Origin of the sequence: Spirillospora sp. NPDC048819, assembly GCF_040650055.1 — a bacterium.
Classification (GTDB): domain Bacteria; phylum Actinomycetota; class Actinomycetes; order Streptosporangiales; family Streptosporangiaceae; genus Spirillospora.
The window spans coordinates 1-19,261 of record NZ_JBEZGN010000071.1; the positions used below are offsets into that span (position 1 = coordinate 1).

The 19,261-nt window shown below is 73.0% G+C and carries 21 protein-coding genes; 14 read left to right on the top strand and 7 right to left on the bottom strand.

The annotated features are described in order from the left end of the window. The coding region (locus AB0C35_RS44840) for a hypothetical protein (protein ID WP_358470398.1) at positions 1-264 on the top strand (264 nt) is incomplete at its 5' end. Between the two features lie 108 nt (positions 265-372). Here AB0C35_RS44840 and AB0C35_RS44845 read toward each other — a convergent pair. Beyond that, positions 373-2,064 (bottom strand): CocE/NonD family hydrolase, encoded by a 1,692-nt coding sequence (locus AB0C35_RS44845; RefSeq protein ID WP_358470401.1) that lies wholly within the window; start codon positions 2,062-2,064, stop codon positions 373-375. 249 nt (positions 2,065-2,313) lie between these two features. On the opposite strand from AB0C35_RS44845, the gene AB0C35_RS44850 reads away from it, so the two are divergent. Further along, positions 2,314-2,925 (top strand): hypothetical protein, encoded by a 612-nt coding sequence (locus AB0C35_RS44850; RefSeq protein WP_358470404.1) that lies wholly within the window; start codon positions 2,314-2,316, stop codon positions 2,923-2,925. 24 nt (positions 2,926-2,949) lie between these two features. On the opposite strand, the gene AB0C35_RS44855 is transcribed toward AB0C35_RS44850, so the two are convergent. Beyond that, a complete protein-coding gene (locus AB0C35_RS44855; protein ID WP_358470407.1) occupies positions 2,950-4,125 on the bottom strand; it encodes a winged helix DNA-binding domain-containing protein in 1,176 nt (391 codons plus the stop codon). Positions 4,126-4,143: 18 nt separating this feature from the next. Beyond that, entirely contained in the window at positions 4,144-4,488 is a 345-nt protein-coding gene (locus tag AB0C35_RS44860) for a hypothetical protein (RefSeq protein WP_358470410.1), read from the bottom strand. A gap of 125 nt (positions 4,489-4,613) precedes the next feature. Between AB0C35_RS44860 and AB0C35_RS44865 the strand changes: the two genes are divergently transcribed. Continuing rightward, entirely contained in the window at positions 4,614-5,240 is a 627-nt protein-coding gene (locus tag AB0C35_RS44865; RefSeq protein ID WP_358470412.1) for a hypothetical protein, read from the top strand. Between the two features lie 52 nt (positions 5,241-5,292). Here the strand turns inward: AB0C35_RS44865 and AB0C35_RS44870 are convergent, their stop codons facing one another. From AB0C35_RS44870 to AB0C35_RS44885, 4 genes are all read right to left on the bottom strand, one after another. After that, positions 5,293-5,766, bottom strand: a complete 474-nt coding sequence (locus AB0C35_RS44870) for a hypothetical protein (protein WP_358470415.1) — start codon at positions 5,764-5,766, stop codon at positions 5,293-5,295. Between the two features lie 76 nt (positions 5,767-5,842). Then, entirely contained in the window at positions 5,843-7,117 is a 1,275-nt protein-coding gene (locus AB0C35_RS44875) for a hypothetical protein (protein ID WP_358470417.1), read from the bottom strand. Positions 7,118-7,189: 72 nt separating this feature from the next. Then, on the bottom strand, positions 7,190-9,046 hold the full coding sequence (locus tag AB0C35_RS44880) for an ABC transporter ATP-binding protein (protein WP_358470420.1): 1,857 nt from the start codon (positions 9,044-9,046) through the stop codon (positions 7,190-7,192). Beyond that, positions 9,043-10,866, bottom strand: a complete 1,824-nt coding sequence (locus tag AB0C35_RS44885) for an ABC transporter ATP-binding protein (protein WP_358470452.1) — start codon at positions 10,864-10,866, stop codon at positions 9,043-9,045. The genes AB0C35_RS44880 and AB0C35_RS44885 overlap by 4 nt, the downstream gene beginning before the upstream one ends. Before the next feature lie 185 nt (positions 10,867-11,051). Between AB0C35_RS44885 and AB0C35_RS44890 the strand changes: the two genes are divergently transcribed. From AB0C35_RS44890 to AB0C35_RS44940, 11 genes are all read left to right on the top strand, one after another. Next, positions 11,052-11,729 carry a TIGR03085 family metal-binding protein gene (locus tag AB0C35_RS44890; protein WP_358470422.1) on the top strand — a complete coding sequence of 226 codons (678 nt, stop codon included), beginning with the start codon at positions 11,052-11,054 and terminating at the stop codon, positions 11,727-11,729. A gap of 251 nt (positions 11,730-11,980) precedes the next feature. Continuing rightward, positions 11,981-12,187 (top strand): cold-shock protein, encoded by a 207-nt coding sequence (locus tag AB0C35_RS44895; RefSeq protein WP_018657218.1) that lies wholly within the window; start codon positions 11,981-11,983, stop codon positions 12,185-12,187. Positions 12,188-12,342: 155 nt separating this feature from the next. Next, positions 12,343-12,726 (top strand): phosphoribosyl-AMP cyclohydrolase, encoded by a 384-nt coding sequence (hisI, locus tag AB0C35_RS44900; RefSeq protein ID WP_358470425.1) that lies wholly within the window; start codon positions 12,343-12,345, stop codon positions 12,724-12,726. A 13-nt stretch (positions 12,727-12,739) separates the two neighbouring features. After that, complete coding sequence (locus tag AB0C35_RS44905; protein WP_358470428.1) at positions 12,740-13,327, top strand: Trp biosynthesis-associated membrane protein; 588 nt, start codon at positions 12,740-12,742, stop codon at positions 13,325-13,327. Continuing rightward, the gene (locus tag AB0C35_RS44910) at positions 13,324-13,989 is read left to right on the top strand and encodes a response regulator transcription factor (RefSeq protein WP_358470431.1); all 666 of its coding nucleotides are present in this window, start codon (positions 13,324-13,326) and stop codon (positions 13,987-13,989) included. Before AB0C35_RS44905 ends, AB0C35_RS44910 begins: the two co-directional genes overlap by 4 nt. Positions 13,990-14,041: 52 nt before the next feature. Continuing rightward, the gene (locus AB0C35_RS44915; protein WP_358470434.1) at positions 14,042-14,479 is read left to right on the top strand and encodes a DUF2752 domain-containing protein; all 438 of its coding nucleotides are present in this window, start codon (positions 14,042-14,044) and stop codon (positions 14,477-14,479) included. Between the two features lie 173 nt (positions 14,480-14,652). Continuing rightward, positions 14,653-15,459, top strand: coding sequence for an indole-3-glycerol phosphate synthase TrpC (gene trpC / locus AB0C35_RS44920; protein WP_358470437.1), 807 nt, complete (start codon positions 14,653-14,655; stop codon positions 15,457-15,459). 136 nt (positions 15,460-15,595) lie between these two features. Further along, positions 15,596-16,831, top strand: a complete 1,236-nt coding sequence (gene trpB / locus AB0C35_RS44925) for a tryptophan synthase subunit beta (RefSeq protein ID WP_358470440.1) — start codon at positions 15,596-15,598, stop codon at positions 16,829-16,831. Beyond that, on the top strand, positions 16,828-17,640 hold the full coding sequence (gene trpA / locus AB0C35_RS44930) for a tryptophan synthase subunit alpha (RefSeq protein WP_358470443.1): 813 nt from the start codon (positions 16,828-16,830) through the stop codon (positions 17,638-17,640). Before trpB ends, trpA begins: the two co-directional genes overlap by 4 nt. Positions 17,641-17,792: 152 nt before the next feature. Next, on the top strand, positions 17,793-18,287 hold the full coding sequence (locus tag AB0C35_RS44935; protein WP_358470446.1) for a vitamin K epoxide reductase family protein: 495 nt from the start codon (positions 17,793-17,795) through the stop codon (positions 18,285-18,287). A 56-nt stretch (positions 18,288-18,343) separates the two neighbouring features. Beyond that, positions 18,344-19,120: a thioredoxin domain-containing protein gene (locus AB0C35_RS44940; RefSeq protein ID WP_358470449.1), complete on the top strand. Its 777-nt coding sequence runs from the start codon at positions 18,344-18,346 to the stop codon at positions 19,118-19,120. Positions 19,121-19,261 lie beyond the last annotated feature (141 nt).

Sequence of the window (19,261 nt, forward strand, 5' to 3'; positions counted from 1 at the left end):
GCGGCGTCCCTGGGCCTCGACGGTCTCCAGGACGCGCCGCAGGTGCTTGCCGTCCTTGGGGCCCGGGTCGACGACGACGGCCTCGTCGGCGCCGGCCCTGGAACCCCCGTTGCGAGCCGGTCGATCCTCACGACACGGTTTCGCATTGTTGTGACCGTCTCGGTCGGTGTCGTGTCGCTGCGGTCGCCCGGCTCGGCGGTTCGTGCGACCTCCGGCGCTGGGGCGCCTCCGGCCGCACGAACCGTGCTCCGGTGGCTGGGTTGAATCTGCCGGGGCCCGGTTTGGCGGGTTGTGTGTTCTTCGGTGCTGGGGCGTGTGCGGTCGTGTGAATTGTGCTCTGGTGGCTGGGGTGAACCTGCCGGGGCTCGGGGTTTACGGGAGAGATTCCTCGGTGGGGGCTGGGAGGACGGCTTCCGGGGAGCGTTCGACGATGGGGAGGATGATCGCTGAGGGGTGGTCCGGGTCGTGGAAGAGTTCCTGGTGGGCGGGGACCATCCGGGTCGCGGTGGCGAGGGGCTCGCCCGTGCCGGGGTTGGCGGCGACCTTGGGGTGGGCGCCGCTGGTGACGTGGACGCGGACCCTGTGGCCGCGTGCGAACCGGTGCCCGGTCGGCCACAGGTCGACGGCGATGCGGCGGACGCCGGCGGTCCCGACGGGCTTGTCCGCGGCGGCGGGCAGCCGCAGTCCGCCCTCGCAGACGTTGCGGGACGTCCCGTCCGGGGCGACGTCGCAGAGCCGGACGATGAAGTCGGTGTGCTCGCGGTCGGAGCGGACGAACAGGTCGGCGCCGACCGGGCCGATGACGTCGAGGTCGGCGGCCAGGGCGGGGGAGGTGAACACCAGGACGTCGGGGCGCCGCTCCAGCGGCCGGTTGTCGACCGGGCGGGAGCTGCCGAGCAGGGTAGGGCCGCCGAGCGCGGGCGTCGGGCGGGCCGGGTCGAACCGGTAGGTGCTGGCGGGGGCGTCCCGCGGGCCGTCCTCGCCGAGGCCGTGGCCGGCGTGCAGGTGCCACCGCGCCTGGCGCATCCCCGGCGGCGGCCAGTCGCGGTAGTGCCGCCACTCCCCGGCGCCCGTCACATAGACGCGGACGGGGTCGGTGCGCAGCCCGGACGTGTCGCCCAGCAGGTGGGCGCGGAACCAGGCGAGCGACTCGCGCAGCGACGGCAGGCCGTGCCGGGCGTCGGTGTGCCACCAGGGGCCGATGGTCAGGTACGGGGAGTGCCCCGCGGCGCGCAGCGCGAGATAGTCCCTGAGCTGCCACGGCAGGAACACGTCGTACCAGCCGCCGAGGAGGCTGACGGGCGCCTCGACGCCGCCGACCGTCCCGCTGAAGTCGCGGCTCTCCCAGTAGCCGTCGACGGCCGTGTGGTTGGCGAGGACGTCCTGGTAGAACCGCATCTGCTCCCCGCCGGTCAGCACGTCCAGCTCGGAGAGGGGGCGGCCGGAGCGGGCGGCGCGGACGGCGCGGCGGCGCGACAGCAGCGGCGCGGTCAGCAGCCCGAAAGGCTGCTTCTGCCGGTGCGTGAGGTCGGTCCAGGTGAGGGTGGACTCCAGCGCGAACGAGCCGCCGACGTAGGCGGCGTCGCGGAACGAGGACGCGGTGATCTGCACGGACATCGCCTTCAGCTCCGGTCCCGCCTCGGCCGCGACCGCCCATGCGGAGTAGCCGAGGTAGCTGGCGCCGTAGGTGGCGAACGTGCCGTTGAACCACGGCTGCTTCTTCAGCCACTCCACGGTGGCGAGGCCGTCGTCGCGTTCACTGCCGAGCGGGTCGAACTCGCCGCCCGAACCGAATGTGCCGCGCGCGCTCTGCACGACCAGCTGGAATCCGAACGGGACGAACAGCAGCCCGTTGGCCAGCGCCGCCGGACCGCGCCGCCCGTACGGGGTCCGCACCAGGATCGTGGGCGGACGGTGCACGCCGCTCGGGACGTACCGGTCGGCGAGGAGCGTCACGCCGTCCGGCATGGTGACGGGCAGGTCGCGCTCGACGGTGTAGGGGGCGAGTCCGCGGGGGCGGCGGAGCCGGATCGGTGGTGCGGGCAGTCGGTCCCACGGGGCCATGCTGTCTCCCAGACGGCTGTCTCCGTGCGCGCCGTCGGTTGCTACTACCTAGTAAGGTATCCGTTCCGGCCGCCTGCAATCGCCGCGCCCCCGCGAACGGCCGCCGGTCGGACATGCCGGCGCCCCGTTGGAGACCCGCCCGAAACCGGGCGATCAGCAGCCCCTTACAAAAGGCATCTCTGGCGGCGTGCAAACTTGTCTGGGATCGTTGCGTTTCCGCACAACCGGCTCTGCGAGGGGGGAACACTGATGTGGCCCGGGTCCAACCCACCGATCGGACCGCCGCCCACGGGGCGGGGCGAGGCGGGCCCGTCTTGGACCCAGGCGCAGCAGATCAGGCCGGGCGCCGGCTGGTACGCCCTGCCCGTCGTCCTGATCCTCGTGGCGATCGCCGGGTTCTTCACCGTGCTGGCGTTCCTGTGGGACGACTCCCAGGTCGCGGACGGCCCGTCGGCGACCGGAGACCCCGTGGCCGGGGTGCGGCTCCAGCTTTCGGACGGGTACGGCTACTTCGTCTACGTGCGGATCGGAGAGTCCTCCCCCTTCGCGTGCTCGGTCGAGGTGGGGGAGCGGACCGGCCCCGTCCAGCTGACCAGGAAGAACTCCTGGAGCGCCACCGAGCACACGTCCTACCGCTACACCGCGACGTTCGAGGCGCCCGTGTCGGGGACGGCGATGTTCCGGTGCCGCGGCACCGAAGGCCCGATCATGGTGACTCCGGACGACACCGCCCACGCCTACCTGGGGTTCGCCGTCCTCTGCGCGCTGGGCCTCGGGGCCCTCGCCGTCGTCGCCTTCGTCGTCACCCTCGTCCGCCGCGGCGGCGCCAAGCGCAGAGCCGCCGTCCTCCACGGCTTCTGACCCGCGCGGGGCCCGTTACGCGGGTCAGGACGTGAGTTCGCGTTCCAGGGGCGTACGGAAACGGGGGGTCGCGCGGATGTCGCCGTACCAGGCCGACATGCGCCCTGACTCATGCCGGATCGCGGCCTCCGCGTCGGCGCCGACGTCCTCCAGCAGGCGGACGGCGATCTCGCCGTCCTTGCGCTGGGCCCAGCCGCCGACGATGCGGCCGTCCCACCAGACCGACGGCCCGATGTTGCCGTTCTTGTCGAACAGCCGCGGGCCGTGGTCGCCGAGGAACCAGCCGCGTTCCCGCCAGCCCATCGGCGTCGGGTCGAGGGCGGGCAGCAGCGCCGCCCACGGCTCCGGGGCGGGCACCGGCTCCAGGTCGTCCGACAGCACCACACCGGTGCCGCCGCCGAGATCGACCTCGGTGACGTCGAGGAGCGCGAGGGCCTTGGCGACGTCACCGGCGTTCCAGCCCGTCCACCATTTGAGGTCGGAGACCGGGGCGGGGCCGAACGCCCGCAGCCACCGGCGGACGAGGTCGGCGCGGGCGGGGCCGGCCGGGACGTCCTCGATGCCGCCGGGCAGCCAGGACTCCACGGGCGACCACTTGTACTGGCTGCTGATCCACGTGCCGTTCGGGCGCCCCCGGACGATGCGGCCCTCGCAGCCGAGCGTGACGAGGATCCACGTGGTGACGTTCGTGGGCTTGGAGTACGACTTGCCGGGGGCGGGGTCGACCTGTGTCCGCAGAAGGGGCACGTCGGCGCCGAGCTGCGCGCCCGTCGCCTCCCCGCGCGCCAGCAGGGCCCGGTGCGCGGCCTCCTCGGCCTCCGCGAACCAGGTGGGGACGTCGGGCAGGTCGCTGCCGCGCTCGATGATCCGCGCGTACGTGGCGCGCTGCTTGGCGGCCAGAGCGTTCGCCGTGGACGCCTGCAGGACGGGGACGAGCTCGACGGGCGCGACGAACATCGTCCGGCGCATCGCGAGCATCCGCAGCAGCGTCCGGTCGTCGTACAGGGCCCGTTCCACCGCCTCCGGGGCGGCGTCGACGCTGCGCGCCGCGACCGACAGGAACACGGTGGCCGGGTCGGTGGCGTGCAGCACCACCATGGACCGTGCGATGTCGGGGACGTCGTCGGTCCTGGTCTGGGGGGACAGCCGGTGGCGGAGACCGAGCCTGGCGCGGCGCTCCGCCACGTTCATCGAACGCATGAACGAATCCTAGCGGGGTCAGCCGCCCCCGCCGCCATTGGCGATCTTGACGACGACCTTGTCCTGGGTGACCGACTGGACCGAGACGTCGAAGCCCTCGGCCTGCTCGCCCTCGCCCACCGGCACGGTCACGGTCTGTCCCGCGATCTTGAGGGTCACCATCTGGCCCTCGACCTTCACCAGCTCGGCCTTCACACCGAGGATGGAGGCGCTCGCCTCGACGCCGCGGTCGAAGGTCACCGTGCACGCGTTCAGGCTGCATTCGGTGGTGGCGTTCTCACCGCCGCAGCCGGCGGCGGCGCCGAGCGGCAGCAGGACGAACGGAAGGACGGCCAGCTTCCGCCGGAGGGGAAAGGGTCTCATGCGGGGAGTCTAAGGGGGACCGCCGGACGGCTGCGCCCCCCGGAAGGCGGATTCGCGCGGGACGGATCTGGTACCTCACGGTGACGGAACTGGATCTCCAGGTGACATCGTGTTTCGCTGGAACCGTGACCAGTGACGATGCCGTGGAGTCGCGGCCCATGGTGGGTCCGGTGGTGTGCGCGGCGCTGCGCATGGAGGCCCGCGCGGTCCGCCGCGGCCTCGCCCGCACGCCGGTCGTGGTCGTCGGCTACCGCGCCCGGTACGCCCACCGGCTGCCTGACTCCTGCGCCGCCCTCGTCACGATGGGCTTCGGGGGCGCGCTCGACGAGCGCCTGCGGCCCGGGGACGTCCTGGTCGCCGACGAGATCCGCGGCACCGCCCCGGACACCGGCCCGGTGCCGTGCAGCGCGCCGCACCTGCTCGCCGAGGAGCTCATCCGGGACGGCCTCAGCGTGCAGGTCGGGCCGCTGGTGACCACCGACCGCGTCGTCCGCGGCAGGGAGCGGGCGATCTGGGCGGCTCAGGGCGCACGGGTGGCGGACATGGAGTCGGCCGTGGTCGCCGCGCGGGCCGGCTCCCGGCCGGTCGCCGCCGTCCGCGTCGTCGTCGACGGCCCCCGGCATCCGCTGTGGCACCCGGGCATGATCGGCCGCGGCCTGGCCGCGCGGCGCGTCCTGGCGCGCACCGGGCCCGCCCTCGAACGCTGGGGCGTCCTGCTGGTGCGCGGTGAGGACGACACGCACGCCGTCTGACAAGGCCGCCCGCCCCAGGCGAGGCATGCTCCGAGCCCTATCCGCCCGAGCCCTATCCGCCGGAGCCATGCCCGCCGGAACCGTGCCCGCCGGAGCCCTTCCCGCCGGACTTGTTGCCCCAGCTGTGGGAGTCCCCGTGCACGATCTTGCCGCCGAGGTCCTTGCGGATCGTCTGCAGGGTCTTCTCCTTGCTCACCACCACCCAGCGCGCGCCGACCAGGTACACGCCGCCCCAGGGCTTGGCCTCCTCCAGCCAGGCGTTCATGTTCTTGTCGGTGGTGAAGCTGAGCAGGACGTACTGGCCCAGGTCGTTCTTGCAGTTCCCCTGCTCCATGTCCGCCACCTTCCGCTTGCCGGTCACGGAGCAGTCGGTCTGCTCGGCGAGCTCCTGCAGGCTGGCGGGCTCGGCGGTCTTGCCGTCCGAGGCGTCCGCGCCGCCGCAGCCCGCCGCAAGGGGCAGCGCCAGGGCGGCGGCGGCGCACAGCAGCGCCTGCTTCTTCGTGCCGAGGTGGTGTCGGGAAGCCATCGCTGATCCTCCGGGGTGAGATGCGCGATTCGGGAGTTGAATACGCGCCCCGCCCCGGAGAGGTTCACCGGACGGCTCAGGTCATCAGCCGGGCCGCCGCGGCGGTTCGGACGTCGGTCTCCTCGGCGGTGTCGTGGTGCAGCCGCTGCAGCCGGATCCGCGTCTCACGGGTGAGGGGGGCGAACTGCGCGGCCTCGCGCCGCGCCCCTTCCTCGCAGTCCCACAACCCCTCGACGGTGTAGGCCTCCGCCGTATGCGGGGCCGTGCGGGTCAACGCTGTCAATATTCGCGGTCTCAAGAAGGCGTAGGGGGATTCGGTCCAAGCGGACTTCAGCAGGGGGACGGCCTCACCGGCGCGTAGCCGCCCGAGCCCCTCGATCGGGTTCGCGGCGGCCCGCCACTCGCGCCGGTCGAGGGCCGTGCGCAGCTCGTCCATGAGGAGCGGGACGTCCTGGCGGGTGCCGTAGCGGGCGAGGATGCTCAGCCCCATGTCCGCGCAGCCGCCGCGTTCGGCCGCCCACGCCCGCGCCCGCGGCAGCGTCTCCGGCCCGTACTCCCGCAGCGCCCGGCTCACCGCGCCGCCGTACCTGCTCGGTCCCGCTTCATGATCGCCTCGGGGGAGCAGCTCCTCCGCCAGGTCGAGCAGCGCGAGCGTCCGCCGCCGGCCCAGCTCGAAGATCGCCGCGATGGCGCCCTCGCCCCGGCGCCTGGCCAGGTCCAGCAGCTCGTCCTCGCTCTGCCGGTCCCGCCCCGGCGCCGCCACCATGGCCCTGCGCGCCGCCCTGCCGGCCTCCCGCTGGCGCGCCCGGGCCTCGGCTATGCGCGGCTGCCGCGCCGCCCACGTCTCGATCACGGGGTTGTGGTGGGCCGGGATCAGCAGCGCCAGGTCGGAGTCGTCGCACCGGGCGGCGACCAGCTCGTCCAAACCGATGGTCAGTGACGGATCCGCAAGGTCGATCAGCTCTTCGACCGCGTCGAACCATTGCGCGCCCTCCTCGGCGTACCGCCGCAGCGGTCTCGCCGCCTCCCGCCGGCTCAGCCGCACCAGGTCGGCCAGCACGCCCAGCGCCAGGTCCACCCGCCACTCGTCGTCGCCGTCGACATGGTCGGACGGGTCGAACAGGTGCGCCGCCACCGGCCCCGCCGGCATTTCCAGATCGACCATCAACCGGGCGTAGTACAGCCGCCGCGACTCGCACTGGCGGTCCCACCGCGGGTCCCGCCGGACGCAGTCGTAGACGTACTCGCCCGCGCCCCGCTTGTCCGCCGCGCGCCGCGCGGCCCTCCCGAGCCCCCGCTGCAGCTGACCGTGCAGCGTGCCCGCCGATTCCAACACGACTCCGTTGCTCACCCCAGCAGAATGCGCACCAGACCAGATATCGGGCAAGTCCTTTAGCGGTGTTTCCGCAGGCGACCGCGCCGGCTACAGGGCCCGTTGGGCGATCCAGGAGCCATGGAGGTCGGCGTAGACGCCCGGCCGGGCCACGAGTTCGGCGTGGGGGCCGCGCTGGACGATGCGTCCCGCCTCGAAGACGATGATCTCGTCGGCCGCCTCCGCCGTGGACATCCGGTGCGCGATCGAGATCGCGGTGCGGCCCCGGGTCACGCCGTCGAGCGCCCGCTGGATCCGCACCTCCGTGGCGGGGTCCACGGCGGAGGTCGCCTCGTCCAGTACGAGCAGGTCCGGGTCGGCGATGTAGGCGCGGGCCAGCGCGACGAGCTGCCGCTCACCCGCCGACAGCGACTCGCCGCGCTGCCCGACGGGCGTGGCCAGGCCGTCATGCAGGCCGTCGAGCCAGTCGGCGAGGCCGAGTTCGGTGAGGGCCAGGACGAGGTCCTCGTCGGAGGCGTCCGGGCGCCCGTAGCGGATGTTGTCCGCCAGCGAGGCGTCGAAGAGGAAACCGTCCTGCGGCACCATGACGATCCGCTCGCGCAGGGACGAGAACCGGATGCGGTCGAGCGGCACGCCGTCCACCAGGACCCGCCCGGACGAGGGGTCCATGAGCCGGGTGAGGAGCTTGGCGAACGTCGTCTTGCCCGACCCCGTCTGCCCGACGATCGCGACGCGGCTGCGCGGCGCGATGTCGACGCTCACGTCGTGCAGGACGGGCGGACCGCCCGGGTAGGCGAACCCCACGGACTCGAACCTCACCTCGATGGGGCCGCGCGGCAGCGTCTCGCCGCCGTCGCCGGGGTCGGCGACGTCCGGGACGGTGTCCAGCACGCCGAGCACCCGCCGCCACCCCGCGATCGCGTTCTGCGCCTGGTTGAACACCTCGGTGGCCGTCTGCATCGGGCTGACGAACAGCGTGACCAGGAACAGGAACGCGACGAGCTCACCGGCCGTCAGCCGCCCGGCGATGCCGAGCATCGTCCCGGCGATGACGACGGCTCCGGTGGCCGCGGCGGCGACCAGCTCGCTGACCGGGAAGGTGAGCGCGACCATGGCCTGCGCGCGGGTCTGGGCGTGGCGGTGGGCCTCCACCGTCTCGTCCACGCGCCGCCCGGTGCGCTCCTCGGACGCGTACGCGCGGATCACCGCGGCGCCGACCACCGACTCGCTGACCGCGCCCAGCATGTCGCCCATCCGCTCCCGCACGCCCATGTAGGCCGCCGAGAGGATCCGCTGGAAATGGCGCAGCGCCCACCCCAGCGGAAGGAACGCCGCCCACACCAGCAGGGCCAGCTGCCACGAGTAGACGACCATCAGCGCGCTCGCCACGAACAGCTGCCCGATCGAGACGATGAACATCAGCCCGCCCGACTGCATGAACTGGCTGATCTGGTCGACGTCGCTCGTCACCCGCGACACCAGCGAGCCCCGCTTCTCGCCGCTCTGGGTGAGCATCGACAGGTCGTGCACGTGCCGGAACGCCTTGGTCCGCAGCTCCGCCAGGCCGCCCTCCGACGTCTTGTACAGCCGGACGTTCATCAGGTACGCGCACACGGCCGTCACCAGCACGGCCACCGCGCACAGCAGCACCGCCGACCGGATGAAGCCGATGTCGGGGCCGCCGGCCCCGCCCAGGCCCTTGTCGATCGTCTGCTGGACGGCGATGGGGACCACCACGCGTCCGGCCGTCGACACGAGCGCGAGCAGCAGCGTCCCGGTCAGGCCGACCACGAACTCGGGGCTCAGCAGGATTCCCCGCTTGAGCGTGCTGATGGCGCCCTCGGTCGTCGAGGTCTCGCTCAGCCCCCCGCCGTCCGGGCTCGTCCCGTCCGGAGGCGTGCCGTCCGGGCTCGTGCCGCTCTCCTCGGCGCTCTTCGTGATCGTCATGCCAGGGCCCCCTCGCCGCCTTCGACCGCTTCCTGCTCCGCCTCGGCCCGCTCGTAGGCGTTGACGAGGTTGCGGTAGCCCTCGGAGCTCTCCAGCAGTTCCGCGTGCGCGCCGCGTGCGGTGACGCGGCCGTGCTCCAGGTAGACGACTTCGTCGGCCAGCGCGATCGTGGCCTTGCGGTAGGCGACGACCAGGACGGTCGCGCCGGCGTCCCCGTCGCCGGACTGCGCGTCCCGGAGGTTCTGCAGGATGCGGGCCTCCACCTGCGGGTCGACGCTGGACGTGGCGTCGTCCAGGACGAGCAGCCGGGGGCGCCGCACCAGGGCCCGCGCCAGCGCGAGCCGCTGCCGCTGCCCGCCCGACAGCGTCGTCCCCCGCTCGCCCACCAGCGCGTCGAGACCGCTGGGGAGCGCCGCGACGAAGCCCTCGGCCTGGGCGAGGCGGAGCGCCTCCCAGACCCGCTCGTCCGGGACGTCCAGGCCGAGCGTCACGTTGCCCCGCACGGTGTCGTCGAACAGGAACGTCTGCTGGGGGACGAGCGCGGCCGTCGCGGCGATCCCGCCGCGCCGGACGTCCCGCAGGTCCGTGCCGTCCATGAGCACCGATCCGTCCGCCGGGTCGACCAGCCGGACCAGCAGCGAGGTGAGCGTCGACTTGCCCGAGCCCGTCGGGCCGACCACCGCGATCGTCCGGCCGGGCGACGCGGCGAACGACACGTCGTGCAGGACGCGCCGCTCCGCCGTACCGGCGCCGTCCCCGGCCGCCTCGCCGTCGCCGGACTCATACGCGAAGCGCACCTCCCGGACCTCCAGCGCCGTCGCCCCGCCGGAACCGTCCAGGGAGCCGTCCCCGAACGGGAGGGACCCGCTCGCGTCCAGGACGCCGCGGACCCGCTCCCAGCCGACGACGCTGCGCGGCACCTCGCCCAGCACCCAGCCCAGCGCCCGGATCGGCCACGACAGCAGCGTGAACAGGTACGCGACGTTCACCAGGTCGCCCGGCGACATCGCCCCCGACTGCAGCCGCATCGACCCGATCAGCAGGACGGCGAGGACGCCCAGGTTGGGCAGCGCCTCCAGCACCGGGTCGAACAGCCCGCGGATCCGGCCGACCGCCACGTTCGCGTCCCGCAGCGCCTCCGCCCGCTCGGTGAACCGCTCGGTCTCCGAGCCCTCCCGGCCGAGGGTCTTGACGACCAGGCCGCCCTCGAAGCTCTCGTGCGCCACCTCGCTGACCTCCGCGCGCAGCTGCTGCGCGCGGGTCGCGACCGGCGACAGCCGGCGCTGGTAGACGACGTTGATCAGCGCGATGGCGGGGAACACCAGGAACCCGACGCCGGCGACGACGAGGTCGGTGAACAGGATCGACACCGCCGCGATCAGCAGCATGAACACCACGCCGACGGCCATCGGCAGCGGCGCGATCGGCGCCCACACCGCCTCCACGTCGGCGTTGGCGTTCGACAGCAGCTGCCCGGCCGGATGGCGGTGGTGCCACGCCAGCGGGAGCCGCAGGTACTGCCGGGTCACCGAGCGCCGGTACCGGGCCTGCAGCCGGTACTGCATGAGGCCCGCGTAGAACCGCCGTCCCGCGACGCCGATCGCCTTCAGCAGCGCCACGGCCAGGATCGCGGCGGCCGCGGCGGCCAGCGCGCCCGCCGTCGTGCGCCCGGACTCGAACGCCGGCAGCACGACGTCCTCGGCCGCCCAGCCGAGGACCTGCGCGCTCGCGACGGTCATCGCCGCGTACAGCACGCTGGCGAGCACCGACAGCGTGAACACCCGGGGCTCGGCCTTCACCGCGACCCACAGCACTGCCATCCCGTCGCGGAGGACGCGCTGGTTGACGCGTCTGGACGCAGGTGGCACGGCGACTCCTCGAACACGGCGGCGCCCGGGAACGCCCCCCGCGAACGGGGCCGTGGGGGATTGCGGGCCTGAGTATCACTGACGATCCGGCCCCCGCGCTTATTCCCGGGCGCCCGGCCGCAGCTTACGATCAGCCGATGAGCACGCCCGAGGACGGCCCCGCCCCGTCCGCTCCCGATCCCGTCCGCCGCGAACGCCTGCTGCTGGCCGCCGCCCTGGCGGAGGCGGGGCCGGAGGCGGCCACCAATTGCGCCGGGTGGGACGCCCGCGACCTGGCCGCCCATCTCGTCGTCCGCGAGGGCCGCCTCGACGCGGCCCCGGGGATACTGCTGTCACCGCTGTCCTTCTACACCGAGCGTGTACGGCGCCGGACGGCCCGCGCCGTCCCCTTCGACAGGCTGGTGGAACGGTTTCGGCAGGGACCGCCGAAGTTCTCGCCGTACGCTCTTCCCGGCGTGGACAAAATCGCCAACGGCGTTGAGTTCTTTGTTCACCATGAGGACATCCTGCGTGCGGCTCCGGACTGGGAGCCGCGGGACATCTCGCCGGCACTTGAGGAAGTGCTCTGGCGGAGGATAAAAATAGCCCGCTTTGTCCTAAGAAAGGTTCATGTCGAGGTAACGCTCGTCCAGCCCGACGGCCGGAGCGCGCGCGTGTCCGGACGCGGCCGCGGCACCCGCGGAGCCGTGCGCGTGCACGGCCCCGTCGGCGAACTGGTCCTGTGGGCACTGGGCCGCCGGGACGTCGCGAAGGTGCGGCTCACCGGGGCGACGGACGCTGTCAAGACCCTGACCGAGACCGGTTGGAGTCTTTAACGGGCAGGTAACGGCAGGGTTCGCCGGGAGGAGAATCAGGTCCCTTGTTGCTCCTCCGCTTTACGCGGAACCGGTGATACGGTGGGGCGGTCGGTTGCAGTCGTGGTTCTCGATCGTTTGTCCAGACGCCCGCGGACTGATGGCAGCGGGCGTTTTGGCTTTTCCGGGACCGTACCGGGGGCGAGAGCGTGCCGCAGCGACCGCACGGGCCCGCGAGGTGTGGGCCCAGGTTTTGCCGCAAGGAGAAAGACATGCCCCAGCAGGGCACCGTGAAGTGGTTCAACGCCGAGAAGGGCTTCGGATTCATCGCCGTTGACGGCGGCGGGCCGGACGTCTTCGTGCACTACTCGGCCATCCAGTCCTCCGGATACCGCACGCTGGACGAGAATCAGCGCGTCCAGTTCGAGGTGACGCAGGGTAACCGGGGTCCGCAGGCTGACCAGGTCGTCCCCCTGTAACACCCGTAGTCGTACGTCAGAGCCCGTCCGCCCGATCCAGGGGAGGGCGGGCTCTGTCGTTTCACGGTGCCGCCGCGCGGCCCGGGCGACGGCCGGGCATGCCGCGGGCGTCACCCGCCTCGGCCCAGCGGGAGCACTGCCATAGGATCGGATCCATGTCAGTTCGACCCTCCGGCCTGGACCCCGAGATCGCCGATCGGCTGAAGCGCGATCCGAACGGTCTCGTCCCCGCCATCGCCCAGCAGTACGACACCGGCGAAGTGCTCATGCTCGGCTGGATGGACGACGAGGCCCTGCACCGCACCCTCACCACCGGCCGCTGCACCTACTGGTCGCGCAGCCGCCGGGAGTACTGGGTGAAGGGCGAGAGCTCCGGCCATCAGCAGTGGGTCAAGTCCGTCGCGCTGGACTGCGACGCCGACGCGATCCTGGTGAAGGTCGACCAGGTCGGCGCCGCCTGCCACACCGGCGACCGGACCTGCTGGGACGCCGACGTCCTCCCCGCCGCGGTCGGAGAACGACCCGCCGCCGCCCTATGACCGGGCGCGGACGATGAACCCCCGGCGTGAACGCGGCCTGACGGCGCTGCTGTGCGCCGCCGGTTCGGGCCTCGCCCTGCTCGCCGCCGGGCGCACCTGGGTCACCGTCAGGGCCGAAGACGCCATCACCCCGTTCACCCGGGACCTCACCGGCGGCGACCTCGGCGGTGCCGCCGGCGCCCTCGGACTGGCCGGCCTCGCGGGGCTCGCCGCCCTGTTCGCCACCCGCGGCCGCGTCCGCGCGGGCGTCGGCGTCCTCATCGCCCTGTTCGGCGCCGGCATCGCCTACGCTTCGGCCGCCGCCGTCCAGCGTTCGAACGCGCTGTCCGCCGCCGGTGACAAGAGCGCCCTGCTGTCCCTCGGCGGCGACCCTGCCCTCGACGTGAACCTGTGGTGGATCGTCTCCGTCGCCGGAGGCGTCCTCCTCGCCGCCGGGGGCCTCGTCACCGCGGTCCGCGGCGCGGGCTGGCCGGGCATGTCCGCCCGCTACGAACGCGCGGCGCCGAGCAGGCCGGCGGCCGAGGACGACGACCCGTCCGCCATGTGGAAGACCCTCGACCGCGGCGAGGACCCCACCGCCCAGAAGAACGGCCGGCCGTGAACACCGACGGCGGCGGTCTCGTGCTCGTCGTCGAGCACGACCCCGCCGTCGCCGAACTGCAGCGCCGCTACCTGGCCCGCGAAGGCTTCTACGTCGAGATCGAGCCCGACCCCGCCCGCGCTCCCGCCGCCGCCCGGCGCAGCCGCCCGGACGTGGTCGTCCTCGACCTGTCCGCCTCGGCCCTGCCCGCCGACCTGTACCGCCGCGTGACCGAGGCCGCCCGCCCCGCCCCCGTCGTCGCCGTCACCGGCCCCCTGGACCCCGCCATCGCCCGCGCGCTCGGCGAACACCGCGTCGACCGCCCCTTCGGCCCTCGCGTCCTCGTCGCCGCCGTCGCCGAGGCGCTCCGCCACTGCGCCCCCGCGGAAACGCCGGGCCCCCTGCGCGCCGGCCCCCTCGCCCTCGACCCCCGCAGCCGCGTCGCCGTCATCGGCGACCGCCGCGTCACCCTCACCGTCACCGAATTCGACCTCCTCGAATTCCTGATGGGCAACCCCGGCCGCGTCTACACCCGCGAACAGCTCCTCGACGCCGCCTGGGGCCCAGGCGCCGGCGCCGGAAGCCGAACCGTCGACGTCCACGTCGCCCAGCTCCGCGCCAAACTGGGCGAACGCAACCCCATCAGAACCGTCCGCGGCGTCGGCTACGTCCTGGACGCCTGACCCCGGACCGCGCGGCGGGCCGCTCGCGCCGGGAGGTCACTAGGCTGGCGGCGTGACCTGCTCGCCGGCCCACCCGCACCCGCCCGCCAGGGGACGCGGCCGGGCGCTGCTTCCGCAGGCGGCGGTGCTCGGCGGCGCCGCCGCGGCGATCCTGCTCGTGGCGTTCCGGGACCCCAATGAGGCGGGGCACTACCCGAGCTGCCCGTTCCTGCTCATGACCGGCTACTACTGCCCGGGCTGCGGGATGATGCGGCTCGTCCACGCGCTCACGCACGGGGACGTCGGCACCGCTTTCGGGCTCAACCCCCTGCTGTTCGTCCTGCTGCCGGTCTTCGGCTACCTGTACGTGCGGTGGACGGTGCTGGCCGCGCGCGGCGAACCGATGCGGACCCTGCTGTTCAGGCCCCCGGTGGCGTACTCGTTCGTCGGGCTGCTCGCCGTCTACTGGGTCGTCCGCAACCTCCCCTTCGCCCAGGCACTGGCACCCTGACCCACCTCCGCAGCCCACCGGCGTCGAACCCCGGCCCCGGCGGCGAAAGACCCGGCGAGCAGAGCGAACAGACTCGTGCCGCGCAGCCCGGGGTCCGGGGCCGCCCCTCGGGCGGACGACGGCAGCGGCTACGATCGGTGCACGGAACGACCTGAAATAGGGGGCCTGCGACCTTGAGCGTTTTGGACGAGATCATCGAGGGCGTCCGGGCCGATCTCGCCGGAAGGCAGCGTGAGGTTCCGCTCGACGTCCTGAAGGACAAGGCGGCCGCCGCCCCCGCCGCGCTGGACGCGCTCGCCGCGCTGCGCGGACCGGGGGTCTCGGTGATCGCCGAGGTCAAGCGCAGCAGCCCGTCCAAGGGCGCGCTCGCCGCGATCGCCGACCCAGCGGCGCTGGCCCGCGACTACGAGGCGGGCGGCGCCAAGGTGATCAGCGTGCTGACGGAGCGCCGCCGGTTCGGCGGGAGCCTGGAGGATCTCGCGGAGGTCCGCGCGAACGTGGGCGTCTGCGTGCTGCGCAAGGACTTCATCGTCACCTCGTACCAGCTGTGGGAGGCGCGGGCGAACGGCGCCGACATGGCGCTGCTGATCGTCGCCGCGCTGGAGCAGGACGCGCTGGTGTCGCTGGTCGAGCGGGCCGAGTCGATGGGGCTGGTCCCGCTCGTCGAGGTGCACACCGAGGAGGAGGCGGTCCGCGCGGTGGAGGCGGGCGCCAAGGTCATCGGAGTGAACGCGCGGGATCTGCGGACGCTGCACGTCGACCGCGGGGTGTTCGCGCGGGTCGCGCCGCTCATCCCCAAGGACGTCGTGAAGGTCGCCGAGTCCGGCGTGCGGGGGCCGCATGATCTGCTGGCCTACGCCTCCAACGGCGCCGACGCGGTGCTGGTGGGGGAGAGCCTGGTGATCGGCAGGGATCCGCGTGCGGCGGTCGCCGACCTGGTCGCCGCGGGCGCCCATCCGGCGCTGCGGCAGAGCGGCTGACGGGTGCGGGGCCGTTCGCCCGCATGAGTCGATAGGGTTACGGGCATGCAGGTGGAGCCGCTCCGGGGGCGATGGCGGGGCTTTGTGAGTCACTGACCGGACCAGCCCCCACTCGTATGACAGGACGCGTTTTCTCATGACCATCGACACCGCGCGCGGTGCCGGGCCCGACGCGACGGGCCATTTCGGATCGTTCGGCGGACGGTTCGCCCCCGAGGCGCTGATGGCGGCGCTGGACGAGCTGACCCGCGAGTTCGAGACCGCCAAACAGGACCCGGCCTTCACCGCCGAGCTGGACGACCTGCTCGCGAACTACGCGGGCCGCCCGAGCCTGCTGACGGAGGCGAAGCGCTTCTCCGAGCACGCGGGGGCCCGCGTGCTGCTCAAGCGCGAGGACCTCAACCACACCGGCTCCCACAAGATCAACAACGTGCTGGGGCAGGCGCTGCTCACCAGGCGGATGGGCAAGACCCGCGTGATCGCGGAGACGGGCGCGGGCCAGCACGGCGTCGCGACCGCCACCGCCGCGGCGCTGCTGGGCCTGACCTGCACCGTCTACATGGGCGAGGTCGACACCGAGCGGCAGGCGCTGAACGTCGCCCGGATGCGGATGCTCGGCGCCGAGGTCGTCCCGGTGCGGACCGGCAGCCGCACCCTCAAGGACGCCTGCAACGAGGCGTTCCGCGACTGGGTCGCCACCGTCGACGACACCCACTACTGCATCGGCTCCGTGATGGGCCCGCATCCGTTCCCGATGATGGTCCGCGACTTCCAGCGGATCATCGGGGTGGAGGCCAGGCGGCAGTGCCTGGAGCTGACCGGCGCCCTCCCGGACGCCGTCGTCGCCTGCGTCGGCGGCGGCTCCAACGCGATCGGCATCTTCCACGCCTTCGTCCCGGACGAGTCCGTCCGGCTGTACGGGTTCGAGGCGGGCGGCGAGGGCGTTTCCACCGGCCGGCACGCCGCGACGCTGGTCGGCGGCTCGCTGGGCGTCATCCACGGGATGCGGACCTACCTGCTGCAGGACGACGACGGGCAGACCATGGAGACCCACTCGATCTCCGCGGGCCTCGACTATCCCGGCGTCGGCCCGGAGCATTCGTGGCTGCACGACTCCGGCCGCGCCGAGTACCGCGAGATCACCGACGCGGAGGCGATGGAGGCGTTCTCGCTGCTGTGCAGCACCGAGGGCGTCATCCCGGCGATCGAGTCCGCGCACGCGCTCGCCGGGGCGCTCAAGGCCGGCCCCGAGCTGGCGAAGGCGCTCGGCCCGGACGCCACGATCGTCGTGTGCCTGTCCGGACGCGGCGACAAGGACATGCACACGGCCGCCACCTTCTTCGGCCTGATGCCCGAAGGAGAGGGAAAGTGACCGTCCAGGCCGCCTACGACAAGGCCAGGGCCGAGGGGCGGGCCGCGCTCGTCGGCTACCTGCCCGCCGGCTTCCCCACCTACGAGGGGGCGATCGAGACCGCGAAGACGATGGTCGACGCGGGCTGCGACGTCATCGAGATCGGGCTGCCCTACTCCGACCCGATGATGGACGGCCCCACCATCCAGGACGCGGTGCACCAGGCGCTCGTCGGCGGCATCCGCGTCGCCGACGTGTTCCGGACGGTCGAGGCCGTGGCCGCGACCGGCGTCCCGACGCTCGTCATGACGTACTGGAATCCCGTCGATCATCACGGTGTCGGCGCGTTCGCCCGCGACCTGGCCTCGGCCGGCGGCGCCGGGCTGATCACGCCGGACCTGACGCCCGAGGAGGGCGGCGCCTGGCTGGAGGCGTCCGACGGCCACGGCCTCGACCGGGTCTTCCTCGTCGCGCTCAGCTCCACCGACGAGCGCATCGAGAAGATCACCGGGGTGTGCCGCGGGTTCGTGTACGCGGCGTCGCTGATGGGCGTCACCGGCGCCCGCTCCGCCGTCGACACCGGCGCGCCCCGCCTGGTGGAGCGGACGCGGGCGATCATCGAGAAGGGCGGCACGGCCCTGCCCGTCGGCCTCGGGCTCGGTGTCGGCAACGGCGCCCAGGCCGCGGAGGTCGCCGGGTTCGCCGACGGTGTGATCGTCGGTTCGGCGTTCATCCGCCGCATTCTGGACGCCCCCGATCTCGCGTCCGGGCTCGCCGGCGTGCGGGCGCTCACCGAGGAACTCGCGGAGGGCGTCCGCTCCGGCCGCTGACCGTGTCCGCGGAGGCGGAAGACCGCCCGTCTCCGCCGGCGTTCCCGGCGCGCCGGGAACGTCGGCCGGGTGCCGACGAGTTCATGCTTCGTGGGTGCCGCGCTCTCCCGTAGGGTGTGTTCGCCGGTTGAGCGGTCCCCGGAAGGATCACGATGACGCAAGAGATGACGGCGAAGGGCCGGGACAAGACGGCGGCGCCGCAGCCGCCCCCGCCCGCGTGGTTCCTGATCCCGGCGTGGGTGCTGACGATCGCCGGGCTCGGGATCTCCGGTTACTTGACGGTCACGCATTACGACGAGGGCGCGCTGGTGTGCTCGGCGTCCAAGACCGTCGACTGCCACGCGGTCACGACGAGCGAGTACTCGACGCTGGCCGGGATCCCCATGCCGCTGCTGGGCCTGGCGTTCTTCGTCGCGTTCGGGGCGCTGATCACGCCGTGGGCGCTGCGGTCGGCGCGGCCGCCGCTGCGGTGGGGCCGGGTGGCCAGCACCGCGGTCGGCGTGCTGTTCGTCGTCTACCTCGTGACCGTGGAGCTGGCGCTCCTGCACAAGATCTGCCTGTGGTGCACCGGGGTGCACGCCATCACCGTCCTGCTGTTCGTCCTCGTCTTGATCGACGAATTCCGACGAATCGGTCAGGTCGACTAACCTCACCGTGACCGCGCCCCACGGTGGCGGCGCGGCCCTCACGCATTGGAGAGCACATGAGCAAGGCCGCACGGGAGCGGTCCGCGAGAGAGCGCCTGGCCGCCGAGCGCAAGCGGCAGGCGGCGCGGCAGAAGCAGCGGCGGCTGCTCGCCATCGTCCTCGGATCGGTGGTCGCGGTGGCGGTGATCGTGGTCGGCACCGTCCTGATCGTCGACTACCAGAGCAAGCAGGGCCGCGCGGAGGTCCACCAGGGCGCGCTCGCCCCGCTCAGCCGCCAGGACGACGGCTCGATCGTGATGGCGCAGCCCGGGGTGACCAAGCCGGTGCTGGAGGTCTTCGAGGACTTCCAGTGCCCGGTCTGCAAGCAGTTCGAGGAGGCCACCGGCGAGACCGTCCTGGAACTGGCCGAGAAGGGCAAGGTCAAGGTCGTCTACCGGCCGTTCCACCTGTTCGGCCAGCAGGAGGATCCCATCCGGATCAACTCGCTGCGCGCGGCCGAGGCGGCGCTGTGCGTCCCGGCCGACAAGTGGATCTCCTACCATGACGCGCTCTTCCGGTTCCAGCCCGCCGAGGGCTCGGAGGGCTTCTCGCCCGACGACCTCGTGAAGTGGGGCAAGGACGTCGGCGTCACCGACGCGAACTTCGAGAAGTGCGTGCGGGACGAGCAGAAGAAGTCCCAGGTCGACGCGATGACCAAGTACGCCTTGCAGGAGCGCGGCGTCCAGGGCACCCCGTCGGTCTTCCTGGACGGCAAGCAGCTCGACTCGACGCAGTTCATGAACCCGGCCGCCCTCCGGGCGACCGTCGACGCGGCGGCCGCCGCCGCCAAGTGACCCCGGCCGCCGGCAGGTGACTCCGGCCGCCGGCAGGTGACCGCACGCGCCGCGCCGTCCCGCCCGGGGGGGCGCGGCGGGGCGCTTGGCCCCCATCGGTAGTGCACACGTCTGAACACCAGGCACAAAACTCTCGTTGGG